This window comes from Acinetobacter seifertii, assembly GCF_000368065.1.
Lineage (GTDB): Bacteria > Pseudomonadota > Gammaproteobacteria > Pseudomonadales > Moraxellaceae > Acinetobacter > Acinetobacter seifertii.
In genome coordinates this window covers 1,691,174-1,715,440 of record NZ_KB851200.1, presented here as the reverse complement: position 1 = coordinate 1,715,440, position 24,267 = coordinate 1,691,174, and the positions used below count along the sequence as shown (strand labels likewise).

The 24,267-nt window shown below is 38.0% G+C and carries 22 protein-coding genes, 1 pseudogene and 1 riboswitch; of the genes and pseudogenes, 18 read left to right on the top strand and 5 right to left on the bottom strand.

Translation table 11 applies throughout. From position 1 onward, the window contains the following. The first annotated feature begins 110 nt into the window (after positions 1–110). Positions 111–206, top strand: a riboswitch (guanidine-I (ykkC/yxkD leader). 28 nt (positions 207–234) lie between these two features. Genes F985_RS15535 through uca form a run of 3 tightly spaced genes read left to right on the top strand, consistent with a single transcriptional unit; the run spans position 235 to position 5,252 of the window. Further along, positions 235–975, top strand: a complete 741-nt coding sequence (locus F985_RS15535; RefSeq protein WP_004702505.1) for an urea amidolyase associated protein UAAP1 — start codon at positions 235–237, stop codon at positions 973–975. Positions 976–990: 15 nt separating this feature from the next. Next, positions 991–1,644, top strand: coding sequence for an urea amidolyase associated protein UAAP2 (locus F985_RS15530; RefSeq protein WP_000217380.1), 654 nt, complete (start codon positions 991–993; stop codon positions 1,642–1,644). A 2-nt stretch (positions 1,645–1,646) separates the two neighbouring features. Continuing rightward, positions 1,647–5,252 (top strand): urea carboxylase, encoded by a 3,606-nt coding sequence (gene uca, locus F985_RS15525; RefSeq protein ID WP_004702503.1) that lies wholly within the window; start codon positions 1,647–1,649, stop codon positions 5,250–5,252. Positions 5,253–5,290: 38 nt separating this feature from the next. Here uca and F985_RS15520 read toward each other — a convergent pair whose 3' ends face one another. After that, complete coding sequence (locus F985_RS15520; RefSeq protein WP_004702501.1) at positions 5,291–5,827, bottom strand: NAD(P)H-dependent oxidoreductase; 537 nt, start codon at positions 5,825–5,827, stop codon at positions 5,291–5,293. Positions 5,828–5,919: 92 nt separating this feature from the next. Between F985_RS15520 and F985_RS15515 the strand changes: the two genes are divergently transcribed. The 6 genes from F985_RS15515 to F985_RS15490 all read left to right on the top strand — a co-directional run bounded on the left by F985_RS15515 (position 5,920) and on the right by F985_RS15490 (position 10,478). Continuing rightward, positions 5,920–6,273, top strand: coding sequence for a winged helix-turn-helix transcriptional regulator (locus tag F985_RS15515; protein WP_004702500.1), 354 nt, complete (start codon positions 5,920–5,922; stop codon positions 6,271–6,273). A gap of 86 nt (positions 6,274–6,359) precedes the next feature. After that, positions 6,360–6,899, top strand: a complete 540-nt coding sequence (locus tag F985_RS15510; RefSeq protein ID WP_004702497.1) for a hypothetical protein — start codon at positions 6,360–6,362, stop codon at positions 6,897–6,899. A gap of 171 nt (positions 6,900–7,070) precedes the next feature. Beyond that, positions 7,071–7,196 (top strand): hypothetical protein, encoded by a 126-nt coding sequence (locus F985_RS15505; RefSeq protein ID WP_004702496.1) that lies wholly within the window; start codon positions 7,071–7,073, stop codon positions 7,194–7,196. 4 nt (positions 7,197–7,200) lie between these two features. Then, positions 7,201–7,635: a CopG family ribbon-helix-helix protein gene (locus F985_RS15500; RefSeq protein ID WP_001118705.1), complete on the top strand. Its 435-nt coding sequence runs from the start codon at positions 7,201–7,203 to the stop codon at positions 7,633–7,635. Between the two features lie 12 nt (positions 7,636–7,647). Continuing rightward, positions 7,648–9,459 (top strand): allophanate hydrolase, encoded by a 1,812-nt coding sequence (atzF, locus tag F985_RS15495; RefSeq protein ID WP_004702493.1) that lies wholly within the window; start codon positions 7,648–7,650, stop codon positions 9,457–9,459. Then, the gene (locus tag F985_RS15490; RefSeq protein ID WP_004702491.1) at positions 9,456–10,478 is read left to right on the top strand and encodes an ABC transporter substrate-binding protein; all 1,023 of its coding nucleotides are present in this window, start codon (positions 9,456–9,458) and stop codon (positions 10,476–10,478) included. The genes atzF and F985_RS15490 overlap by 4 nt, the downstream gene beginning before the upstream one ends. A 50-nt stretch (positions 10,479–10,528) precedes the next feature. Here F985_RS15490 and F985_RS15485 read toward each other — a convergent pair whose 3' ends face one another. The 4 genes from F985_RS15485 to F985_RS15470 form a co-directional block, all read right to left on the bottom strand. Continuing rightward, positions 10,529–11,410, bottom strand: coding sequence for an ABC transporter ATP-binding protein (locus F985_RS15485; protein ID WP_004702483.1), 882 nt, complete (start codon positions 11,408–11,410; stop codon positions 10,529–10,531). Continuing rightward, a complete protein-coding gene (locus F985_RS15480) occupies positions 11,410–12,354 on the bottom strand; it encodes an ABC transporter permease (RefSeq protein ID WP_004702482.1) in 945 nt (314 codons plus the stop codon). The genes F985_RS15485 and F985_RS15480 overlap by 1 nt, the downstream gene beginning before the upstream one ends. 95 nt (positions 12,355–12,449) lie before the next feature. Beyond that, positions 12,450–12,851: a hypothetical protein gene (locus tag F985_RS15475; protein ID WP_004702479.1), complete on the bottom strand. Its 402-nt coding sequence runs from the start codon at positions 12,849–12,851 to the stop codon at positions 12,450–12,452. Then, positions 12,844–14,184, bottom strand: coding sequence for an MFS transporter (locus F985_RS15470; protein ID WP_004702477.1), 1,341 nt, complete (start codon positions 14,182–14,184; stop codon positions 12,844–12,846). The genes F985_RS15475 and F985_RS15470 overlap by 8 nt, the downstream gene beginning before the upstream one ends. A gap of 98 nt (positions 14,185–14,282) precedes the next feature. Between F985_RS15470 and F985_RS15465 the strand changes: the two genes are divergently transcribed. The 9 genes and pseudogenes from F985_RS15465 to F985_RS15425 all read left to right on the top strand — a co-directional run bounded on the left by F985_RS15465 (position 14,283) and on the right by F985_RS15425 (position 24,248). Beyond that, positions 14,283–15,179 carry a LysR family transcriptional regulator gene (locus F985_RS15465; protein WP_004702473.1) on the top strand — a complete coding sequence of 299 codons (897 nt, stop codon included), beginning with the start codon at positions 14,283–14,285 and terminating at the stop codon, positions 15,177–15,179. Positions 15,180–16,237: 1,058 nt separating this feature from the next. Further along, positions 16,238–16,927 (top strand): hypothetical protein, encoded by a 690-nt coding sequence (locus F985_RS15460; protein ID WP_025469163.1) that lies wholly within the window; start codon positions 16,238–16,240, stop codon positions 16,925–16,927. Positions 16,928–16,943: 16 nt separating this feature from the next. Beyond that, entirely contained in the window at positions 16,944–17,447 is a 504-nt protein-coding gene (tssB, locus tag F985_RS15455; protein WP_004702470.1) for a type VI secretion system contractile sheath small subunit, read from the top strand. Next, a complete protein-coding gene (tssC, locus tag F985_RS15450; RefSeq protein WP_004702469.1) occupies positions 17,440–18,921 on the top strand; it encodes a type VI secretion system contractile sheath large subunit in 1,482 nt (493 codons plus the stop codon). The genes tssB and tssC overlap by 8 nt, the downstream gene beginning before the upstream one ends. Before the next feature lie 49 nt (positions 18,922–18,970). Next, entirely contained in the window at positions 18,971–19,474 is a 504-nt protein-coding gene (locus tag F985_RS15445; RefSeq protein WP_000653195.1) for an Hcp family type VI secretion system effector, read from the top strand. A 98-nt stretch (positions 19,475–19,572) separates the two neighbouring features. Then, positions 19,573–20,049, top strand: coding sequence for a type VI secretion system baseplate subunit TssE (gene tssE / locus F985_RS15440; RefSeq protein WP_004702467.1), 477 nt, complete (start codon positions 19,573–19,575; stop codon positions 20,047–20,049). A gap of 16 nt (positions 20,050–20,065) precedes the next feature. After that, a pseudogene (tssF, locus tag F985_RS15435) lies at positions 20,066–21,877 on the top strand (type VI secretion system baseplate subunit TssF). Next, on the top strand, positions 21,841–22,839 hold the full coding sequence (gene tssG, locus F985_RS15430) for a type VI secretion system baseplate subunit TssG (RefSeq protein WP_004702464.1): 999 nt from the start codon (positions 21,841–21,843) through the stop codon (positions 22,837–22,839). Before tssF ends, tssG begins: the two are co-directional and overlap by 37 nt. Then, positions 22,836–24,248, top strand: a complete 1,413-nt coding sequence (locus F985_RS15425) for a hypothetical protein (protein WP_004702462.1) — start codon at positions 22,836–22,838, stop codon at positions 24,246–24,248. Before tssG ends, F985_RS15425 begins: the two co-directional genes overlap by 4 nt. The last annotated feature ends 19 nt before the right edge of the window (positions 24,249–24,267 follow it).

Below are 24,267 nucleotides of genomic sequence, written 5' to 3'. Positions count from 1 at the left end.
CAGGTTTTTATTTTTGAACTTAAATCGCACCTAAACAGCCCAAGATTAGTATTACTTTTAATCAAAACCGTAATACTAAGCTGGCATGTCCTTTGCATAGTCATAACTAATTAAAAGTGATCTAGGGTTCCGATACTTTACGTATGACTGGACCGAGAGTTCACGGTTCCTAGCGAACTACACGGAGGGATAAAAGCCCGGGAGGAAGTCTAAAACTATCCGACAGGAGTAGCTATGAACACTGCAAGTTATCATAACAATCAGGCGATTTGGACCGAACTTTTACCCGGAGGACATCACTGGTCGGGTCGTATTCAAAAAGGAACTATTCTTAGATTTACATCGCTTGGCGCTCAGGCAAATGTTTCTTTGTTTTGTGTAAATGCTGCCGATGTGCTTGAACGATTCAATATGCCCGACAGTTTAAAAGGGCAACACACTGCCTATTTAAAAGCTTCCAACGTATTGTACTCAGACCTTGGCCGAGTCATGGCTTCCATTGTTCATGATGATCATGGCTGGAATGATGCACTTTGTGGCCCAAGTCGACCTGAACAAATTGAAAAGCAATTTGGAACGCGCACATTTCAAGATGCCCGCAATGATATGTACCAAAACGGCTTAGACAGCTTACTCATTGAAATGTGTAAATACGGGCTTGCCAGCCAAGACCTGAGTGCCGCGGTTAACCTATTTTCTAAAGTTGTGCCTGATGAAAACGGCGCCTTGTCATATGTCAGTTCTGACAATACTGATCAAAGCATTGAACTGCGTTTTGAAATGGACTGCCTGCTATTTTTATCTGCTGCACCGCATGGTTTAGACACCAGCCCAATCTATCAACCTGCTGATATTCAACTCAGTTTATTTAAAGCCAATTCACTAACAGACAGCGATATTTGTCGTGATGCATGTTCGCAAAATCAGCGTGCCTTTCAAAACACAGCCCGCTACTACGCGCTTAGCAATATTTAAATCAGGAGAAGCATCATGACAGTTTTACAATCATTTGAAAAAGCAGTTTTAAATGAAGTTTGTCCTGCGGGTGAAGCGTGGATGTGCGAGGTTAAAAAAGGCCAATATTTTCGAATTATTGATCTGGAGGGTAACCAAGCGGTCGATACTTTGTTTATGAGCGCCGAAAACCCAACTGAGCGTTATAGCGCAATGGATACTTTGGCCATCAATCAACAGATTTATTTAGAAAAAGGCACCAAGCTCTATAGTAACTTTGGCCGTCCAATTGCCGTCATTCATGATGATAACTGTGGTCGCCATGACACCATTGGCGGGGCTTGTTCTTGTGAAAGTAATACGGTTCGTTATGCACATGAAACGTACCCAATGCATAGTTGCCGTAACAACTTTATGTATGCCTTGGCAAAACACCCGATTGCAAAAAAGCATGGCTTAAATGTCCGTCACATCGGCCCAAACATTAACTTTTTTATGAATGTGCCTGTGACACCAGACGGACAGCTTAAATTTGATGATGGAATTTCAGGGCCGGGGAAATATGTAGAAGTTCGGGCAGAAATGGATCTGATTGTTTTAATTTCCAACTGTCCACAGCTCAATAACCCATGTAACGCCTATAACCCAACCAAAATTCAACTGGTTGTCCGTGAAGCGGAAGGGGTGTAAGCATGTTTAAAAAAGTTCTAATTGCCAACCGCGGTGCAATTGCCTGTCGTGTAATTCGTACCCTTAAAAAACTCGGGATCGCTTCGGTTGCAGTTTATTCCGAAGCCGACCGTGACTCGTTACATGTGACTTTGGCCGATGAAGCTTTCTTGATTGGTCCTGCACCTGCCCATCAAAGCTATTTAAATATTGAAAAAATCCTTGAAGTAGCAAAACAGTCGGGAGCAGAAGCCATTCACCCCGGTTATGGTTTTTTGTCTGAAAATGCCGAGTTTTGTGATTTATGCGAAAGCCAAGGAATTGCCTTTATTGGGCCAACTTCAAGCCAAATGCTCGATTTTGGTTTAAAACATACTGCACGTGAACTCGCTATTAAAAGCAATGTGCCTTTACTTCCGGGCAGTTCATTACTTGCTGATGAAGCTGAAGCCCTAACTGAGGCAGCCCGTATTGGTTATCCAGTCATGCTGAAAAGTACCGCGGGTGGCGGTGGTATTGGTATGCGTCTGGTCTGGAATGAAACTGAATTAAAAGATGCCTACCAAACCGTATCTTATTTGGCGCAGGTGAATTTTAAAGATGCAGGTTTGTATTTAGAGAAATTTGTACAACACGCACGCCATATCGAAGTACAAATTTTTGGTGATGGGCAAGGACAAGTTTTAGCGTTGGGTGAGCGTGATTGTTCGGTGCAACGTCGTAATCAAAAGGTGATTGAAGAAACACCTGCGCCACACTTAAATGAACAGCAACGCGACTATCTTCAAAAAGTTGCAATTCAACTCATGCAGTCGGTGAACTACCGTTCGGCAGGCACAGTTGAGTTTGTCATGGATACCGAAACTCAAGAATTTTATTTCTTAGAGGTCAATACACGTTTGCAAGTCGAGCACGGCGTGACTGAGCAAGTGTTTGGTGTCGACTTAGTTGAGTGGATGGTTACTTTGGCAAGCGGTGACTGGTCAGCACCGACTGAAAAGTTAGAGCCAACAGGACATTCCATTCAGGTTCGTCTTTATGCCGAAGACCCAATTAAACAGTTCCAGCCGAGTGCAGGCTTACTCACACATGTTAAATTTGACCCGCAAGCACGAGTCGAAACATGGGTAGAAACAGGTTCAACGGTGTCATCTTTTTATGACCCAATGATTGCCAAAATCATTGTGACTGCTGCAACACGGGACCAAGCCATACAGGCAATGAGTTTTAGTCTTGCCAACACACAAGTGGCAGGGATTGAAACCAATCTTGAATATTTACAAAACATTATTGCTTGTGATGTGTTTGCTTTAGGTACTCAAACCACTCGATTTTTAAATACGTTTGAATGGAAAACTCAAAAAATTGAGGTGTTGCAAGCTGGTATTCAAACTGCCATTCAAGATGTAACAGGTCGGTTAGGTTATTGGGATGTTGGTGTACCACCATCAGGTGCCATAGACCCACTCAGTTTAACTGTGGCAAACCAGCTTTTGGCCAATGAACCAAATACCGCAGGGCTTGAATGTACCTTGCAAGGGCCAACTTTAAAGTTTCACTGCGATAGCCAAATTGTCATTACGGGCGGTGATATGCCTTCAAAACTTGATGGCGAACTTGTGCCGATGTGGCAAACCGTCAATGTAAAAAAAGGCCAAGTTTTAAAATGTGGACTTATCCGTTCAGGTTGCCGTAGCTATATAGGTGTGAAAGGTGGTTTTGATGTTCCTGACTATTTAGGGTCACAGGCAACTTTCACTTTAGGGCAGTTTGGTGGGCATGCAGGCCGTAATTTATTAGTTGGTGATATGCTGCCGATTACTGAATATTCCGCTCAATCGACCACGGCTTTAGCTCAAGCACAAATTCCAAGCTTTACCCAAAACTGGGAAATTGCTGTCATGTATGGGCCACATGGCGCGCCAGATTTTTTCACCAAACAAGATATTGATACCTTCTTTGCCAATGAGTTTGAAATTCACTATAACTCAAGCCGTACAGGCATTCGTTTAATTGGGCCAAAACCTGAGTGGGCACGTGAAGACGGTGGTGAGGCAGGCTTACATCCTTCCAATATTCACGACAATGCTTATGCCATTGGTGCAATTGATTTTACGGGCGATATGCCAATTATTTTGGGGCCGGATGGTCCAAGCTTAGGTGGCTTTGTTTGCCCTGCGGTAGTGATTCATTCTGAGCTTTGGAAAATCGGGCAGCTGAAAGCCGGCGATAATGTCAAATTTGTGCCTGTGAGTTACGCGCAAGCAAAAGCACTCGACCAAAAATATCATCAAAGCTTAACCACGGCTGATACGACTCAGATCGATTTTAATCCAATCATTCAAGCAGAACCCGACACTTTAAAAGATGCCGTTTTAGCCACTTTAGACAGTGAAGATGATTTACCAAGCGTGACCTATCGACCAGCAGGAAATAGCTATTTACTGGTGGAATATGGCGAGTTAGTACTCGATTTAAATTTACGCTTCCGTATTCATGCGCTTATGCAATGGGTCAAAGATCAAAACATTCAGGGCATTATCGACTTAACACCGGGTATCCGTTCACTGCAAATTCATTTTGATTCAATTCAACTCGATCAACTGGAGCTTTTAGAGAAACTTCAACAAGCAGAAGCCGAGTTACCTGATATTCAAAATATGCAGGTGCCTTCACGGACGGTCTATTTGCCTTTGGCTTGGGAAGATTCACAAACCCAACTTGCAACTGAGCGCTACACACAAATTGTTCGACCAGATGCGCCATGGTGCCCAGATAACGTCGAGTTTATTCGCCGTATTAACGGCTTAGCTTCCAAGCAAGCAGTTAAAGATGTGGTTTATAGCGCAAACTATTTGGTGATGGGTTTAGGTGATGTGTATTTAGGTGCACCCGTTGCCACACCACTGGACCCACGCCAACGTTTAGTCACCACAAAATATAACCCTGCGCGAACTTGGACACCTGAAAATGCGGTCGGCATTGGCGGTGCTTATATGTGTGTATACGGCATGGAAGGGCCGGGTGGCTACCAGTTTGTTGGTCGTACCACTCAAATGTGGAGTCGTTACCGTAAAAATGCCGACTTCGAAGAAGGTAAACCGTGGTTATTACGCTTTTTTGACCAAGTGAAGTTTTATGAAGTTTCTGAGGCTGAACTTTTACAAATGCGTGAAGACTTTAAGGCGGGCCGACTAAAACTTCGCATTGAAGAGGGCGTGCTCAACCTAAAAGAATACAACGAGTTTTTAAAGACGCATCAAGACAGCATTCAAGCCTTTAAAGATATGCAACAAGCTAACTTTGAGGCTGAGCGCCGCCGTTGGCACGAAGCGGGCTTGCAAGAATATATTTCTGAAAGTCTAGATGCTGTTGATGAAGGTGAAACCGTGATGATCCCTGAAGGGGGCTGTGCAGTCGAATCACACATGCCGGGCTCAATATGGAAAATCGAATGTGCATCGGGAGATATAGTTGAAGAAGGTGCGACCCTTGCAGTAATTGAGGCAATGAAAATTGAAATTCCAATTATTGCGCCTGAACGCATGAAGGTAGAAACCATTACCATTGAAAAAGGTCAAACCGTAAAAACAGGACAAGTATTATTTACCTTGGCACCTGTGGCCTAAATTAAAAAGAGAGCATCGATATTGATGCTCTCTTTTTCTTATGCTTCGGTCAAATGCTTTAATACTTCAAGACCATGTTCAACCGCTTTTAACTTAATTTCAGACTCTGAATGACCTGATAACGGAGAAACTTCGTAAAGCAAGAATGTGCTGCTTAACTGCATTTGCGTATATTGAATTGAATATTGAACCGCTTTTAAAAAGCTATCAATTAAGTTTTCTCGTTCATTTACCATATCTGCTTCTTTTTGCCCGACTGTCATACTAATAATGACTTTTTTATCTTTTAATTTGTCGCCTTGAGAGCCATAAGCAAACTGATAAGTAAAAACTTCATCAAACCATAACTTCAAAATTGCCGGCATATTAAACCAGAACATTGGATATTGCAGAATGATCGTGTCGTGGCGTAACAACGCTTCTTGTTCAGCGCTGACGTCAATTTTATAGTCTGGATAAAGCTGAAAAATATCTCGGACTTCAAGGTCCGGATAGGTTTTTATAAGTTCATTCACTATCGTTTTATTTGCAATTGATTGAGTGTAGTAGGGATGGGCCAAAATAAGTAAAGCCATAATAATGCCTTGTAGCTATAAAAATCATAGTCACTATAATTTTTATAGTTTGGGTGTACAATAACTATCAAAGTTGATAGGTGGCGTTAAAAATGGCAAATACTGAAAATAAATGTGAAATCAGCATGAATGGAATAACGTATCCATGTCATATCAGTATGGCTATGGATTTGGTGGGTGGAAAATGGAAAGGCGTTATTTTGTATTACTTAAAAGATGGGCCAAAACGTTTTAATGAAATCAATCAATTAATGCCCACTATTACAGAAATGACCTTAAGCCTTCAACTTAAGCAATTAGAGCAAAGTGGCTTAATATCTCGAACCGTTTATGGTGAAAAAGCACCGATTAAAGTGGTCTATGAAATGACGGAATTAGGCCAGTCTTTTAAACCTGTTCTAGAGTCTTTATCGCTATGGGCACATACGATGATTAATCAGGCATAAGAATAAAAATATTAAATTATTGAATAGATTAGACTATTTTAGTGATATTTAATATTATTCTTCATGAATAAAAAAAGGAAATTATTATGAAGAGAATATTATTACTATCACTTATTTTTTTTCATTTACTTACTCCGGCTTACGCTCAAGAAGTAAAATATAAAAATATTGTAGTTAATTTAAAAGATCACTGGGATATTAGCAAAGGTCAAAATGGAGAACTTATTGCAATAAAACAGGAGAGTAAACAGGCAATTATAATTTCAATATATTATCCCAAAGGTATAGAAGAAGGTATGCAATATCTGGTTGCTTCTTTACAAATTCCGAAACAAGGACTAGTAAAAATGAAAGGGGTAAGATTGGTTAATGAGGATATTAATATTCCATTGAGTAGTGGTATGAATTATCAAGCTAATGTTTTTACAACCAACTTTAATAAACGTTTTCTTATCAGTGCTTCATCAGGTACTAATGCTGGAGTTGTCTTAGTGACATATGAGGGAGAAGGTAACGATACAAATAAAGCAATTAATGATTTTAAAACTCTAATAAATAATATAAAGATAGAGGCACCTAAAGATGGATTCCTTTTTAATCAGAATGATTTATTGAAACATAACTAAGGATTAAAAGAGATAGCCCCATCCCTGTGCATGGGGCTTTTTTTTGCCCAAAAAACACTCATAAATTCCTACCAAGCCTATCAAAACCACGCTTTAAAACTGGCACATTTTCTGCATCTCTTATTAGTAATACAAAAACTGAATTTGGTAATACCAAGCTAGAGGTGCGATATGAACGATGTAAAACCTGTGGTTCAACCAAAGCCAACTTTAAAAGCCTTTTTAGTCGAATTGCTTAGTGTACGTGCAGGCGTATATATCAAGCAAAACAATCAGCTGCCTAAAACAAAAGGATAAGACTGTGGCAAAACAAAAGTTGGCTCGAATCAGTATTACCGTACCTGAAACGACCCTCAATGCTCTCGATCAAAAAATTGTCGAGCAGAACTATGAAAGCCGCTCGCAAGCGATTGTCGACATGATTAATAAACACCTGATTGCAGAGCAGGCGCAGGCTAATGAAGTCATGGTGGGCACATTAACGCTACTTTATGACGCGAGCCAAATGACCTTGCGTAATCAATTGGTCGATTTACAACAACAGTTTTTAGCGCAGGTGATTAGTTCACTTCATATTCAACTTGACCAACAAAAGATATTGCAAGTCATGTTAATGCAGGGCGCGAGTTCTGAGCTTAGACAAATTAGCCAGCAATTTATTGTGCTGAAAGGGGTGATTAAAGGGCATTTAGAACTGATGGATGCCGTGATGCCGCCGATACAGCAAAATGATTAAATGAGGAGTAGCGTGTTGAAAAATTTATGGACTATTCAAGACTGGAAAACAGCATATCAAAATGGGCAAATCCATCTTGAAGATCTGATTAGTTACGTTGCAGAAATTAAAAATGATGATCATGCATGGATTGAAATTGCATCGAACGAGCAGATTCAGGCTCAAATTGATGTTTTAAAAGATCAGAATATTGCTGACTTACCTCTATACGGTGTGCCGTTTGCAGTCAAAGACAATATTGATGTCGCTGGCTTTCATACCACTGCTGCTTGTAAAGAAGTTCAATATTTAGCCACACAAGATGCTGCTGTAGTTGCCAAGCTGAAAAAAGCTGGGGCGATTGTCGTCGGTAAAACCAACCTCGATCAGTTTGCGACTGGGTTGGTTGGCGTTCGCTCTCCATACGGTGCAGTAAAAAATAGTTTTAACCCTGAATATATTAGTGGTGGTTCAAGCTCAGGTTCTTCGGTGGTGGTTGCCAACGGTATTGTACCTTTTAGTTTAGGGACAGACACGGCAGGGTCAGGGCGTGTTCCTGCGGGTCATAACAATATTGTGGGCCTTAAGCCGACAAAGGGCTGGTTTTCTACCACAGGTTTAATTCCTGCCTGTCGAACTATTGATGTCATTTCTATTTTTGCGCCGCATATTGATGATGCTTGGACAGTTGCCAGTTTAATGCAGGGTTACGATGAAACAGATGAATATTCACGAGTACATCCAGCCAATGTACCGACTCAATTTTCTAAAAGAAAAATTGCCATTCCAGCTCAGCTTGAGTTTTATGGAGATCTGGAATCTGAAAAAGCCTTTTTAGTTGCAGTCGAGCGCTTAAAAAAACTAGGCTATGACGTTGATAGTATTGATTTCAGTGCGTTTAATGAGCTTGCTGCTGCACTGTATAACGATGCTTGGGTAGCGGAAAGAACAGTCGCCGTTGAACGCATGACAACACGTGAAAAGGCTCATCCAGTCATTGCTCAAATTATTGCACAGGCAGATAAATTCAAGGCAACAGATGCACTTCAAGCAGAATATAACCGCGCCGTTCTGGCTCGAAAAATTAATTTGGCTTTACAACCTTTTGATGCCTTGATGGTTCCGACGGCGCCAACCATTTACACCATTGCCGAAGTTGAAGCCGACCCGTTGACTAAAAATGCGCACATGGGGGCCTATACCAACTTTGTAAATTTTACTGATCTTTCGGCTTTAGCCTTACCCAATGTACTCCGTGAAGACGGCCTACCAAACGGGGTAACCTTTATTGCACCAGCTTGGCACGATCAGGCACTCGCTAATTTTGCGCAGCTTTGGCAAATCGAAACATCTCTGAGCTTGGGTAAATCAACTCAACACTATCAAAAAAGTATAAACATCCACTCGAATCATTCAGTGCAGCTTGCTGTAGTGGGAGCACACTTAACAGGCATGCCACTTAATTTTCAGCTCACTAGCCGCAATGCTACTTTGCTTAAGAAAACTCAGACTGCAGACACTTATAAACTCTTTGCCTTAAAAAATACTACGCCACCAAAGCCGGGGCTGCAATGTGATGCAGCAGGGACATCAATTGAAGTCGAAGTGTGGGATGTTCCTTTAGCAAATTTTGGAGCCATTGTAGCTGAAGTGCCCGCACCACTTGGCATTGGGAACCTCAAATTAAAAGATGGCATATGGGTCAAAGGCTTTATTTGTGAAGCGTATGCCATTCAAGATGCAACCGATATTAGCCATTTTGGAGGCTGGCGAGCCTATATACAGTCACTCAATCAAACCGCTCAAAGTGTTGTTAGTAAAAATGTTGGGGAAGTTTCTATATGATTAAAAAAGCGTTGTTATCCGTATCTATTTTATCGGCAGTTGTATTGGGTGGATGTGACAATACGGCTAAAGTGCCCGAGGCTAAACAAGATGCTCAGGCAGCCGCAAATACAAAACCAATTACCATCGGCTATAGTGATTGGCCGGGCTGGGTGGCTTGGCAAGTGGCTATTGAAAAAGGCTGGTTAAAAGAAGCAGGGTTAAATGTAGAGTTTAAATGGTTTGATTATTCCGCGTCGCTTTCGGCTTTTTCGGCAAATCAGCTCGACGCTGTGTTGGTCACCAATGGCGATAACTTGGTAACAGCTTCGGGTGGTACGCAAGGCATGATGATCATGGCAACGGATTATTCCGCGGGCAATGATGTCATTATTGCAAAAGAGGGCATTAATACCATTCAAGACTTAAAAGGAAAATCGATCGGTGTCGAAAAAGGCTTGGTTGACCATCTTTTATTAGCAACAGCTTTAACCGACCATAACATTAAAGCGAATGAGGTGAAGCTGGTAAATTCAGCAACGAACCAATTACCTCAAGTATTTAATAGCCCTGATATTTCCGCAATTGCTGTTTGGCAGCCTGTTGCAGGTCAGGCATTAAAAGCAGTGGCTGGTTCAAAAATTATTTATACCTCTAAAGATAAGCCGGGTTTAATTTATGATACCTTGACCGTCAACATGAGTCATTTAACGGCTCATCAAGAAGAATGGAAAAAAATCATTCAGGTGTGGGACAAAACAGTTAAATATATTAATAACCCTGCAACCCATGCCGATGCAGTTAAAATCATGGCAAATCGTTCAGGGGTCGACCCAAAACAATATGAGTTGATGGTCAGCGGTACGCATTTATTAGATATCAATGCCAATAAAAAAGTATTTGCTAAATCTCAAGGTTTTGACTCGATTTATGGCTCGACCTATCACGTCAATAAATTTAATGTCGAAAATGGGATTTATAAAACCGAACAAAATGTAGATGGGCTGATTTATCCGACACTCATAGAACAACTTAAATGAGCCAAATAAATAAAAAGCCCAAGTTCAACTTGGGCTTTTTAATGTCTTTCTTATTTTTCTGTACTGACCTGAGTCATACGTGGAATTTTTGGTAAGTCTTGTAAAGCTGGGTCAAGCTCATCTTCTTCGGCGTGAACTAAATAATCTACCCGTGTCCGAAGTTGTTTGAACTCAGGTGTACTCATTAAGTCGAGTGAGCGTGGACGCGGTAAATTAACTTCAATAATTTCCTTAATTTCACCTGGGTTGGCTTTGAGTGCCACAATTCGGTCTGCCAGTAAAATGGCTTCGTCCATATCATGGGTCACAAAAATAATCGTGATATCAATGTTTTGCCATAAATCCATCAAGTGCTTTTGCATTTTTTGACGGGTGTGTGGATCGAGTGCACCAAAAGGTTCGTCCATGAGCAAAATTTTAGGTTGATTAACCAAAGCTCTAGCAATCGCAACGCGCTGTTTCATGCCACCAGAAAGTTGGTGTGGATACTGATTTTCATATTTTTCTAAACCAATAATATTAATCCATTCACGTGCTTGAGCTTCGGCTGTCATTTGACTAGCGCCGCGCATTTGCGGACCAAACATCACGTTTTCTTTTACAGTTTTCCATGGAAAAAGGGTATAGCCCTGAAACACCATGCCGCGTTCAGGACATGGGCCTGTAATGCATTCGCCGTCTACTAAAACTTCTCCGCTATGGTACGGGTCTAAACCTGCAATAACACGGCTCAGTGTTGATTTGCCGCAGCCAGAGGGGCCAATCACACAAATAAATTCTCTTTTATGAATTTTTAAATCGAGCTTATTTAAAACAGTGCGTTCGCTTTGACCATGCTTAAACACTTGGCTCAGTTGTTTAGCTTCTAAAATCACAGGACGTTCATAAATTTTTTGAAAGTATTCATGCGCGTTAAATGTTGAATCGTTCATTATTTTGCTCCTACTTTCCAAGTGAACATCCGCTCACCTAACTTCATTAATAGCCAATCACAGACCAGACCAATCACCCCAATAATCAAAATAGCTGCATAGACATTGTCAAAGTTTTGATAGCGTGCCTGTTGGGTAATAAACCACGTAATACCTGAAGTCGTACCAATCAACTCTGAAACAATTAAATAGGTCCAAGCCCAGCCCAGTAACACACGTAAGTCACGGTAAATATCAGGTAAGGCAGCAGGAATCACCACATGAAATAAACTTTTGAGCTTATTGGTGCCAAGCGTATAGCCAGCTTCAATTAAGCTTCGATCTACCATTCGGGTGGTATTGGCAATAATTAGAATTTGTTGAAATAGCGTACCAATCACAATAATGGCAATTTTAGGTGCGTCATTAATCCCTAAAATTGCTACAGCAAGTGCGCCAAAGGCGGGAGCTGGTAAGTAACGAAAAAACTCAACAAAAGGTTCTGTTAACAGGGATATTCGCTTAGAAAAACCACACAAAATACCCAGTGGAATCCCAATCAGGGAAGAGATAAAAAAGGCTGAAAATACCAGTTTAATACTGTGCCATAAACTTTGGTGAAACCACGGCGAATCAGGTTGTTCTGGTGGCGAGGTAAAGGCGGTGACCAAAGCCTTAGCGACTTCATGGGGAGCTGGTAAATAAATCGGATTGACCAAAATACCTTGTGGTGGTGCAGAATTTCGATTGACTGCATTTTGTGCTTCGAGATAGAACACATTTTTATCAATGCGACTTCCTACTTGTAAGTAAGAAACACTTCCCGAACTCGTGATTTGTACTTGAGGATGCCAAACAAAAGGTAAGTAACTGATTGCGCACCAAAGACATATTGGAATAACGAAAGAACAAATACTGAGAATCAGCTTGTTCTTTCGCGTAAATTCCTTTGCAACATAACCCATATCGAGAGTTCCCCATTTTGATCAGTATTACGATTTTCATAAAACGTAATATTGTTAAGCAAAATAGGTGCCATCTTTAAGGTGCTTTAGATGAGTTAAGAAGATGAGGGAATTAAAGTTTCATGCAAATAAACCCAATAACACTTTTCACCTTCTACTTTAATGCAGGCCGTCGAAGTGCGTAATGTTTCGGTTTCATCAGTATGCTGATGTTCCTGATATTGCACCCAACAATAATTTTCAAATTCGTATAAAGCTGTACTCTTAATAATGTCAATTTTTAATGAAGGTTTGTTCCCGATATTTTGACTGAATAAGTTTTTAACTTCGGCTAAGCGAATGCTGTGACCTTGAACCGTTACCATCTTAAAATTTTGATCAAAGCTATTTAAAAGCGGACTCAGACTTTGCTCTGCATTTTTTCCTGTAAATAAATTTTCTATTAAAACATGTAGGTCAATGACACTTTGAATGGCTTGATCCATTTGTTTAGACATGGGTTTTCTCCTTTAAAACGGGAATGAGTGAAAGTAAACAGAGTAAAGCTGCAATTAAAAAAGTATGTTGATAGCGAAGTAGATCGCTTGAGCCAGACATCAAGTTATATATCGAAATGAGAACGACAGTACCGACACTAAATGAAACTTGTCGATTAATATTCCAGAGCACACTTCCTTGTAATAAATCTTGGCCTGAAAAATCAATCAGTGAGCTAATTTGGGCAATATTGGCACTTAGACCGCCACCCATACCCATTAATAAATAAGCAATCACTAAAAAGCTCAAAGGGCTAGTGTTTGAAATACAAAACAAAAGAAATATGCCAAGGCTATGTAGGGTTATTCCAATAATAAGAAGAGACTTTTTTCCTAACCGTTGATAGAGCAGGCCACCACTAATCATGGCTGCAAGTGCCCCAGTTGCATAGAGCAACATGAATAAACCAGTTTGTTTTGCATTAAAGCCAAAGTTAAGTTGTAAATTAAAAATATTGAGTAAATTTACGCCTGTAAAAATACCTGGAACGGCATAATAGACAATAAATGCATGACGTAAATTTTTATTTTTTAATAACTCAAGATTAAGAACAGGACGGGAAATTTTCTTCGCATGTCGAATATAAAAAATAAGCATTCCGATCGAAAGTAGAAAACTCGTTAGAGCGAATGAGGCGTTATGGTAATCACTATAGAATGAAAAGGAGAGTAACAAACATAACAGGCTCATATTAAAAAAACCTAAGCCTTTTATGTCTGGTTTTTCACTCGACATATTCTCTGTTTTTTTAACCCATAACCATGCCAGAGCTGCCGCCAGTAAAGAAAAAGGAAGGTTAGATAAGAATACCCATCGCCAGCTAAATGAATCAATAATTACGCCACCAATGGCAGGTGAAAAAGCTGGCGCAATCAAAGCAATTGCCATAATCATGGTAGAAATGCGTTGGCGTTCTTGGTTCGGGAATAAAGCATATACGAGTGCTTGCCCGACTGGAATTAATAAGCCTCCAGCTACGCCTTGAATAAATCGCCAAAAAATTAAGCTATAAATCGATTCGCTAAAGCCAATAAAGCAGATGCTTATCGAAAATAACAGCATTGAATAACACAATAACTTTTGGTTCCCAAGTTTGGTGGCTAACCATAAACTCATGGGCATAATTAAAATGAGGCCGAGAATATAAGCATTTGTTACCCAAGCGACCATGGATTGGCTAACTGAAAATGACGATGCAATATTAGGTAATGCAATTGCAGACATAAAAATGTTGATGCAATCAATAAAGAACCCAAGTAAAAACACTGTCGCTATTTTATATCGATAAGACATACCTACCTCCGTGCAGGCAGGGTAAGATCCAGCTCTTTTATTGTCGATGCAAGCGAAGTAAAATCATTGTTTGATAATTTTAAACAATTGGCTTAATTGTGCAAAAAAACCTCAAGCAAATTACCAGTTTTTTACAAGTCGTTGATTCCGGCTCTTTTACCAAGGCGGCTGAAATTTTAGGCTTAAGCCGATCAATGGTGAGTATTGATATAAAACAATTAGAAAAGCAGCTCAATACAAGCCTATTAATTCGCAACACCCGTAATATTGCATTAACTGAAATTGGTCAGCATTTTTATGAGGATTTTAAGCAAATCCAACTTCAGATTGATGAGGCATTTGAACGAAGCCAACACTTAGGTACAAGCATTACAGGCACTTTACGGTTTTCATCTACTAATGAATTTGGCCAACGTTTCATTTTGCCTTTACTTCCTGAGTTTTGTCGGCTTTACCCAGATTTACGTTTACAGTATTCGTTTAATTCATCGCTTGATGATTTAGTGACTGAAAAATTAGATCTGGTTATTCGGCTAGGAAATTTAAAAAATTCATCTCTAAAAACTCGAAAAATCGGAGAATATCCAATTTATCTTGTGGCTACTCCACAGTTTATAAAAGACCATCCTATAGAAAATATATCTGATTTAGCGGATGTTCCTTGGATTGGCCACACTTTATTAAATTGGCAAGATTCACAATATATTTTGCAAAACAGTTTAGGGGAGCAATATTCATTACCTTTTATTCGAAGTCAGTATGAATCAAACTCGGTAACAGCTATTCATCAAATGGCTCTTTCATCTTTAGGTGTGGCAATTTGTCCTGCATGGTTAGTTGATGAAGATATTCAAAACAATCGCCTAATTCGGTTATTTCCAGATTTTTCGTTACCGTTACAAAGTATTCAGTTACTTTATCCTCACGCCTCTAGTTTGCCTGCCAAAACACGTGCCTTGATAGACTTTTTGGTGGCTCATCTTTCGTTTAAGTAAACTAAAATATGTAAGCTGCAGAAGATAAGTTATTTTAAATAAATAGACAATTCTGTCTTTTTTTATAAAATGTTTTCCATCGAAATGAAGCAATACTTAAAAGCTATTTCTTGTACCACTAGAATGTGCTTGTACTGACGTGGTATCCAAAAAGTTGTGCGGCATTCGACTAAAAAGATGCTTTAAATAAAGCAACGCAACGCTGACTTGATAATCAGTAAAAGAGTCTGAACGAAATGGAGGTTGAATAGACTTAAAAGTGTGAGAAGCATTCAAGAGTTTATTTTGAGATTTTTAACATATATTAATGCTTATTTAAAAATAAATCTCATAACGCGACTATCCTTAAGATTCAGTATCATTTACCAAGCATATTTTGACTAAAAATAAGTTGATCAGGATTGGAAAATCCAGAATAAATTAAGTTTTCATAAATATAGATTAATTTTATAAATTAAAATTTTAGACTATATAAAGTGCAAAATTTATCTTTAGTTAGAATAAATTTTTCTATCTCAATTTTGATATCAATAATAAAAAATGCATCAGAAAATTCTTTTATGTGATAGTGGGTTATGGTTTTTTTATTTTATAAAATAAGTAGACAGATTAGTCTTGACAACTTTAATTGTTTTATGTAATGGGCGGTGCTTTGTGACTCGATCTGATTTGTTACTAACCAAACAGAATTAACTTTAATGTCATTTAAGATTAAATATTTTTAAGAAAATGTTTCATATACAATAAGAAGCTAATAATTCAATAAATTTTAAATAATTTTTATATTGTAAAAAAATGATAAATATCAATTATTTATTTTTATTTACAAAAATAAACAATATTATTTTTTTGTTAGAAAAACTTTATTAAGCTATATTTTATAAGCATCTTAACTATTTGCTTTTAGTTTAAGTCGATATGATTTTTATATAAAATATGTTTGTTTATATGATAAACTGCGATCAAATTTTTTGAATATAAGGTTTAAACTTGATTTTTTAATATTTATAAAATGTTAATTTTTCAATAAAACCTTGATTAAATAAGAAGATAGAGGAATGAAAGTTGTGTTAAAGCAAAGTGTTTTGATACTTTTTTTAATTGGTAACTATGTTGGTTTATCTTGTGCACAAGCTGCAGAATTAGAGCCTATAAAACTAAAGAAAAGTTGTATTAAGAAAAATCCTATAATCGAGGGTCAAACTGATCCAGAGTTGTTAAGTCTTTTTAAACAAGTGTGTGATACAGATAATTCTACTCAAAAGAATGATTTATTAGCTAAAGCAGCTATGCGGTTTTATCAGACCAACCAACCAGTTAAAGCATTAAATTTAGCTAGTCAATTGCAGAGCCAAAACGTTCGTGGTTCATTATTAACAGATGTAATGTTTTTATCTGGTGTAAGTGTTGCAAATAACTCTTTGCAACAAATGCGTGGACAGGAAATGCGTTATTTAACAAATGACGTGACATATCCTCCAGCAAAGCAGTTAATTGAAAATATTCATACGGCAATGCCAGCACCTGATCCGTCAAGTTTTAAAAGTAGTTCGGAAGGTAGTTCGGCTGATAATGAAAAAAGAAGTTATAGAAAACAAAATGTAGTGCGTAATCGAGTTTCTAGTTCTCGATCAACAACTAAACATACAGTAACGCCAGTAAAAACACCTGCTGTTAAACCAAAAACTGCGCCTGCTGCGAGTGTTAGTAAATCAAAAAGTTCGCCTTTTGACCCTTTAACTAAATAATCTGGGATAGAACCTTATGGCTAAAAGAGAAAGCGTACAAAAGAAGCTTCAACGAATTCGACCTCCTCGTGTTCAGCTTACTTACGATGTTGAAATTGGTGATGCAAAAGAAGCGAAAGAACTCCCGTTTGTTGTTGGTGTGATGGGTGACTTTTCCGCAGCATCTGAGCTTGAACGTACAAAGTTAAAAGATAAAAAATTTATTAATGTAGATTTAGACAATATCGATGAAGTAATGGAGTCGTTGTCTCCAAGAGCTGCTTTTCAGGTAGATAATACGCTAACTGAAGAGGGTGGGCGAATGGCAGTTGATTTAACATTTAAGTCAATGGAAGATTTTCGTCCAGAAAATGTTGTTCAACAAGTTGATCCATTAAAGAAACTCGTTGAAGCGCGTGAACGTTTAACTGATTTAAGAAACAAAATTTCTAACAGTGAACGTTTAGAAGATTTGCTTGATGAAGTTCTTAAAAATACTGATCAAATTCGTAAATTAAGTGCGGAGGCTGATCATGAATAATACTCAATCAGCAGCGATGCCACTTGTTGAAAATGAAGAAGTTAATCTTTTAGATTCAATTGTTGAGCAAAGTCGTATTGCACGAAATGACGAAGAGCATACGCGTGCTAAAAGTCTAATTGGTGAACTTGCTAAAGAAGTAATGGCTGGAACCATTACTGTTTCTGAAAATATGACTTTATCAATTGATAAGCGTATTGCAGAAATCGATGCACTGATTTCAAGTCAGTTAAGTCAGATTATGCACAATGAACAATTTCAAAAAATTGAGTCAACGTGGCGTGGTCTTTATTACTTTTGCCAAGAAACTCCTTCAAATCCGCTCATTAAAATTCGTATGTTAAATACGACAAAGAAAGAGTTGGTAAAAGATTTTCAGGGTGCTACAGACTTTGATCAAAGCACTTTATTTAAGAAAATTTATGAAGAAGAGTATGGCTCTTTTGGTGGCGCACCATACTCAGCATTAATTGGTGATTTTGAGTTTGACCGTACACCATCTGATATGTATTTGCTTGAACAAATTTCTCATGTTGCAGCAGCAGCGCATGCGCCATTTGTTTCAGCGGCTAGCCCAAGTATTTTAGGCCTTGAGTCATTTACAGATATTGATCGTCCTAGAGATGTTTCAAAAATCTTTGAAACGGCTGAATATGTACAATGGCGTTCATTCCGTGACAGTGAAGATTCACGTTATGTTGCATTGACGTTACCGCATGTTTTAGGTCGTCTCCCATATCATCCAAAAGAAGGTACTGCGACAGAAGGCTTTAACTTTATTGAAGATGTTTCTGGTGAAAACCACAATGAATATTTGTGGATGAACGCAGCTTATGCTTTTGGTACTCGTTTAACAAATGCATTTGATATGCATGGTTGGTGTGCTGCTATTCGTGGTGTTGAAGGTGGTGGTTTGGTCGAAGGTTTACCAGTCCATACATTTAAAACACAAGATGGTGAAGTCGTATTTAAATGTCCAACTGAAATTGCAATCACAGATCGCCGTGAGAAAGAGCTAAGTGATCTAGGCTTTATTCCGTTAGTACATTGTAAAAATACAGATTACGCAGCTTTCTTTGGTGCGCAATCAACTCAAAAACCTAAAAAATATGACAATGATACTGCCAATGCAAACTCGGCTTTATCAAGTCAAATTCAGTACATCATGGCTGTTTCACGTATTGCACATTACTTAAAAGCAATGATGCGAGATAAAGTGGGTAGTTTTGCTTCTGCTGGCAATGTTGAAGCATTTTTAAATGAGTGGTTGTCACAGTATGTATTACTTGATGACGGTGCTTCTCAAGAAGCAAAAGCTCAATACCCATTACGTGAAGCGTCTGTAAAAGTTGTAGAAGATCCTGCTCAACCAGGTCACTACAAATCTGTGGTTTTCTTGCGACCACATTTCCAGCTGGATGAGTTGTCGGTTTCTTTACGACTTGTCACTGAGTTACCTCAGTCCTCAAATTAATCAAGGTCAGCTAAAGAATAACTTTAAATTAAAAATAGGAAAGTTCTAAATGAAAGATATATACGTTGAGTTTCGCGGTAAATACAAAGTTGATGGAGAATCTCGTGATTCTGAGCACAAAGGTTGGTTAGAAGTTAACTCTTGGTCTCATAACATTCGTCAACCTAAATCTGCTACTTCAAGTAGCGTAGGTGGCCACACTGCTGAACGTGTTGAACATTCTGACATGGTTTTCGTGAAAGACTTAGATGCTACTAGCCCGAAACTATGGGAAGCATGTTCAGCTGGTTATACATTTGATGAAGTACAAATCGACTTTTATCGTGCAAATGGCGATAAACGTATCAAGTACTTACAAATCAAATTGAAGCACGTTCTAGTTTCTAGTGTGACTCCAACTGTTAACGAAGAAGGCGTTCCTACAGAAGCATTTGGCTTGAAATATGCTGCTGTTGAATGGACTTATAACCAACAAGATATTAACGGTACTGCTAAAGGTGCTGTTACTAAGAAATGGTCACTTTCTAATAATACAGCTTCTTACGCAGCTTAATTATTTAAGTGAATATTTGGTGGAGGCTGACACAAAATAATTTACAGGCTCCAAAGTTAGCCTCTGCTGTCTCTAAATATGCTTTGTTGTGAACTCGAATGAACTTAGATCGGCTTTATCCATACGGATTTCGTTCAACTTTATTTGATCGCTTAATTCCAGAAAGTGAAGATTATGCAAAAGGTCTTTCTATTCAGCAATTAAGAGAATCAGTCGCAAACGATTTAGAAGACTTGCTCAATAGTCGGGTAGCAAAGTTAGATCATGTGGTTGATGACTATCCGCTTGTAAAAAAATCGATACTTCAGTTCGGGATTATTGATTTTGTTGGGCTTTCTACAGCCAATCCTCTGGATCGGGATAAAATCTGTCAATCCATTGAGCAATCAATAGCAGCTCATGAACCTCGGCTAAGACAAATACGGGTAGAGATGTTGTTAGGTGGACATAATATGGGCGCCTTATGTTTAAGTATTCAGGCTTATCTAAATATTCACCCTCTATATGAACCTGTTGTATTTGATGCATTGTTAAAACCAACAACGCAGCAGTATGTAATTTCAGCGAGAACTTAAGCGTAGTGGGTGTGTTGTGATAGAAGAGCTTTTACCGTTTTATGAAAAACAATTACAAGAATTTGGTCAGCAATCTCGAGAATTTGCCCAAAAATATCCAAAAATTGCTCAGCGCTTATCTTTAAATCAAGAGCAAATTGATGACCCGCATATTGAACGTCTGATACAGGCTTTTTCGCTGATTGCCGCTCGAATCGATAAAAAACTTACAGACAGTTATGATGTTTTTACTCGTTCTTTATTTGAGGTGATGTTTCCTCAATACTTGCGTCATTTTCCTGCTTGTTCAGTTGTTAGCTTTGAAGATATTAATAAAATTAAACAGCTTACAGAGCCTCATCTTGTACCTGACCATACCGTTTTGAAATCTCGTAGTTTCAAGGGAGTACAGTGTGAGTTTAATACAACTCAAGATGTTAAATTACTACCTATTCATTTAAGTGGTTTAGATTTTAAAACTACACCTAGTGCACATATGCATTTAAACCAAAATGCGACGTTGAACCTTAAATTTGAAATTTTCAATAGTGCTCATGCATGCTTAATTCATGAGAAGCTTCCTATTTATTTGGATGCTATCTCCAATTTTCCTTTACAAGTACTTGATAGTATTTTCAAAAAAGGGACCAGTTTTGCGGTTAAACATGGTCAAACGATTGTCGAGTTGGGTAAGAATCCATTCGAGTTAATAGGTTTTTCTGAACAAGAAAGTTTATTACCTCTCGATCAACATACGCATCATGCTTATCGCTTGTTGATGGAATATTTTTGTTTCCCAGAAAAGTTTAGCTATCTTAAACTCAATTTAGATTTTTTAAAGACTGTACCTCAGCAAGTATCTGAATTTGAGCTTTTAATTCATTTTAAATTAAATTTAAACGATCAAGCCGTTGTTAGAAACTATTCTGAATTAAATATTGCAAACTTTAAATTGTTTACTACCCCAGTAATCAACCTGTTTGAAAAATATGCGGAACCTCAAAAAATAGTTCATAAGCAACTCGAATATTCACTCGTTACAGACGCTCACCATCCTGAATTTTATCAAGTATATTCAATACTTGAGATGAATATGGTGCGTGAAAAAACAAATCAGGAAGAAAGCTATGTTCCTGTTTTACCATTTTTTGCGATGAGCCATTATCACAATGATACAGCTCGCTTTTTTTATTCAGTGAATTATCAAAAGTTACAGTCTAATTTTGTTGAAATGGGCTATTCCATTATTTCTAAAAATCTAAATCCATTTTCAACACGTTCAGATTTTATTAGCACCAAATTATTATGTTCAAACCGTGACTTGCCTCATGAAGCACTGGGACAGTCTAATAACGTATTAAATTTAAATGATAGTAGCTTGGCTAGACGTGCCATTGTTTTAAAACGGCCAACAAAGCCTTATAAGTTTGAACAAGGCCAAAGTGAGCAATGGCGTGTGATTTCGCATCTTTCATTAAATAGCTTAGCGCTTATGAAAGGGGATGCTGTTTCTCATGTTAAAGAGCTGTTGGCTTTATATAACTTACCGCAGTCAAAAGAAAATTATTTAATTATTGAGTCAGTTAAAAAATTAGAATTTTCACTTACCCATAAACTTGTAGATGGCAAACCATTTCCAATGTTTGTGAGAGGGGTAAAAGCTGAATTACAAATTGATTCATCAGTGTTTAGAGGGCATAGCTTATATATTTTTAGTCAACTATTAAGTCGTGTTTTTAATTTAAAGGTTCAAATTAATAGTTTTGTTGATTTGGTGGTTTAGGATTATTCATCTCAGCAGGAGTTATACCAATGCAGTCAGAACGTTGGTGGCAAGACTCTTCTATAACGGCTGAGTTATTTCAACGCCCTAAATCTTTTGAATTTATTCAAGCAACAAGGTTGTTGCGTCATAGCCCAGCTAATGATGCTTCTTCGTCGTGGACTGATCATTTTAAGTTTGAGACCTCATTTAACTTAAACTTTCCGGCCACTGAGATTGAAAGTTTAGAATTAGTAGAAGAGCGTGTTCATTTAACAAACTTGATCGTTGGTCTTACTGGTATACAAGGTGCGTTACCTTATACATATACAAATAAAATTAAGCAGGCTCCACGGCAGCAACGTGCTGAAACTAAAGAGTTTTTGAGTTTATTTAATCATAAGTTAACGAGTCAGTATGTAGAGTCAAGTATCACTTATCACTTGCCTGTGCGATATGAAATAGAAAATAAAAATGATTATTTAGATATTCTGCATGCTTTAACTGGTTATGTTAGATCACAACATCAACAACAAGATTTAGATGAATATTTTGCCGAATTTTCAGGCTTAATGCAGGGGCAAAATAATACTGTTCATGCTTTGAAGACTATGTTGAGTTGTATATTTAAGCATGAAATTACAATTAAAGAGTTCATGCAAGAATCATTTAAGTTGGCAAGTGATCAGTTAACAACTTTGGGCGGAAGCCAACCTAGCTTACTTGGTATAAATACGTTTTGTGGAGAAACGATTCAACAAATTGATGGAAAAATTGAGATTCAGATTGGTCCGCTTAAGCGTCAGCAATATTTAAAGTTTTTACCTCATCAAGAGCTTAGTTTAAAGCTCAAAAAAATTGTAGAAACATGGTGCAGTCCGACTCTATCAATCGATTTAAGATTGATACTGGATGAGTCGGAAATACAACCTGTTCGCCTAACTCAAAGCCAAGAAAGTGGCTTAGGGCAAGGTGCTTTTTTAATATCTCGCAAGCCTAGCACACATAGCCATGAAACATGTTATAGCCTTATTGGAGAGCAAATATGATTAAAAAAATATTACTCTCATTCATCGCTATTTTTACAATTGTTAGTGGATTGATTATTTTCTACTGGCGTGATGTTCAATATAACCCTGATAAAGGAGATTTTTTCCTTTATTTTCTTTTGTTACCGGCAATCATTACACTGGCGATTTTATCGCCTTGGCTGACTTATAGTGCTTATAAAAGCTATAAAGAAAAGAAAGAGAATGCTGAAAATCAAAGTCAAGATGATGATAGCCAAAAACAAACGACTACACCTGATCAGCCTTTAGAACAGCTAGATTTTCATATTTACTCTGCTTTCGCTATACATGCTTTAGGTGAGAATGAAACGATTATTGAAGAAATACAAGATTTCAAAAGCCCAGAACTTGATGATCAGTTGTTAAATTCTTATGGATTGCCTCTTCTATCTTATCGAATTAAAGATTTAGCTGAGTCGAGTGAAGAGGATTTTCAATACGCAGCTTCACCAAGACAAGTTCGTATTATGTCTTTAATAAGACAGCAACTAGAACAAAATATAGAGAATTTGTATCGCTTGGCTGAACATTTAAAGCGCTCAATTTTATTTTATGAATCTCATCAGATCCGTGAATATCACATGCATCCTGCATGGGTTGACCCAAATTCTGAATATGAAGATACAGAAACACCTGTAGTTGAAGTACATCGTTTAAATCGACTGAATTTACACATTCTTCTTCCAGAGGATTTATTGCATATATGGAATGATGAGCAAAGTAATGATTTGATTTTAGAATTCTTTACTGAAGTTGGCATTATTTCCCAAAAAGTTCATATCGAATATCACTTTTTGGGAGAGCGGGTGGCTTATCAAGAATTTATTCATTTATTAAAACGTATTCAAAAGAAAGAGCATGAAGTTTTTCTCGTGCTTGCTGTTGATTCAGAAATAGATCAAGACCTGATTGATGAAAAGTCTTGGATGGTTAAGGACTATATTCCAGCGGAGTTCGCGGCAAGCTGCCTTATTGCAGATCCCTCTTTAAAAATTGAAGAACTTGAACCCGCTAAAAATTTAAAAGTAGTAATTGGTCAAGAAAAAACAGCAAAAGTTCTTAATACTTTGAACTTAAATGAATTACCTCAGTACGCAGGGGAAGAGCCATATGTACTTATTCTTTCAGATCAGACAGATATAAAAGCAGCGAAGCATTTGCAGCAGCAATTTACACAAACTTCTGTTGAACCACATCACTTTATTTATGTGAAATCTTCATTGGGGCATACCCAGCATTTAGTTGATATTTATGGCTTTATGCTCAGTATGCATTTTCCTGAACATATCGTTCCTTTTGTCTCTGGAGAAAATACGGTGTCAGCACATACCTTTGTGCAGAGTGTCACTGAAAATTCAGAAGATGATGCGATGGTGTTGAATAGCTAATTTAAACTTTGAACTTAGA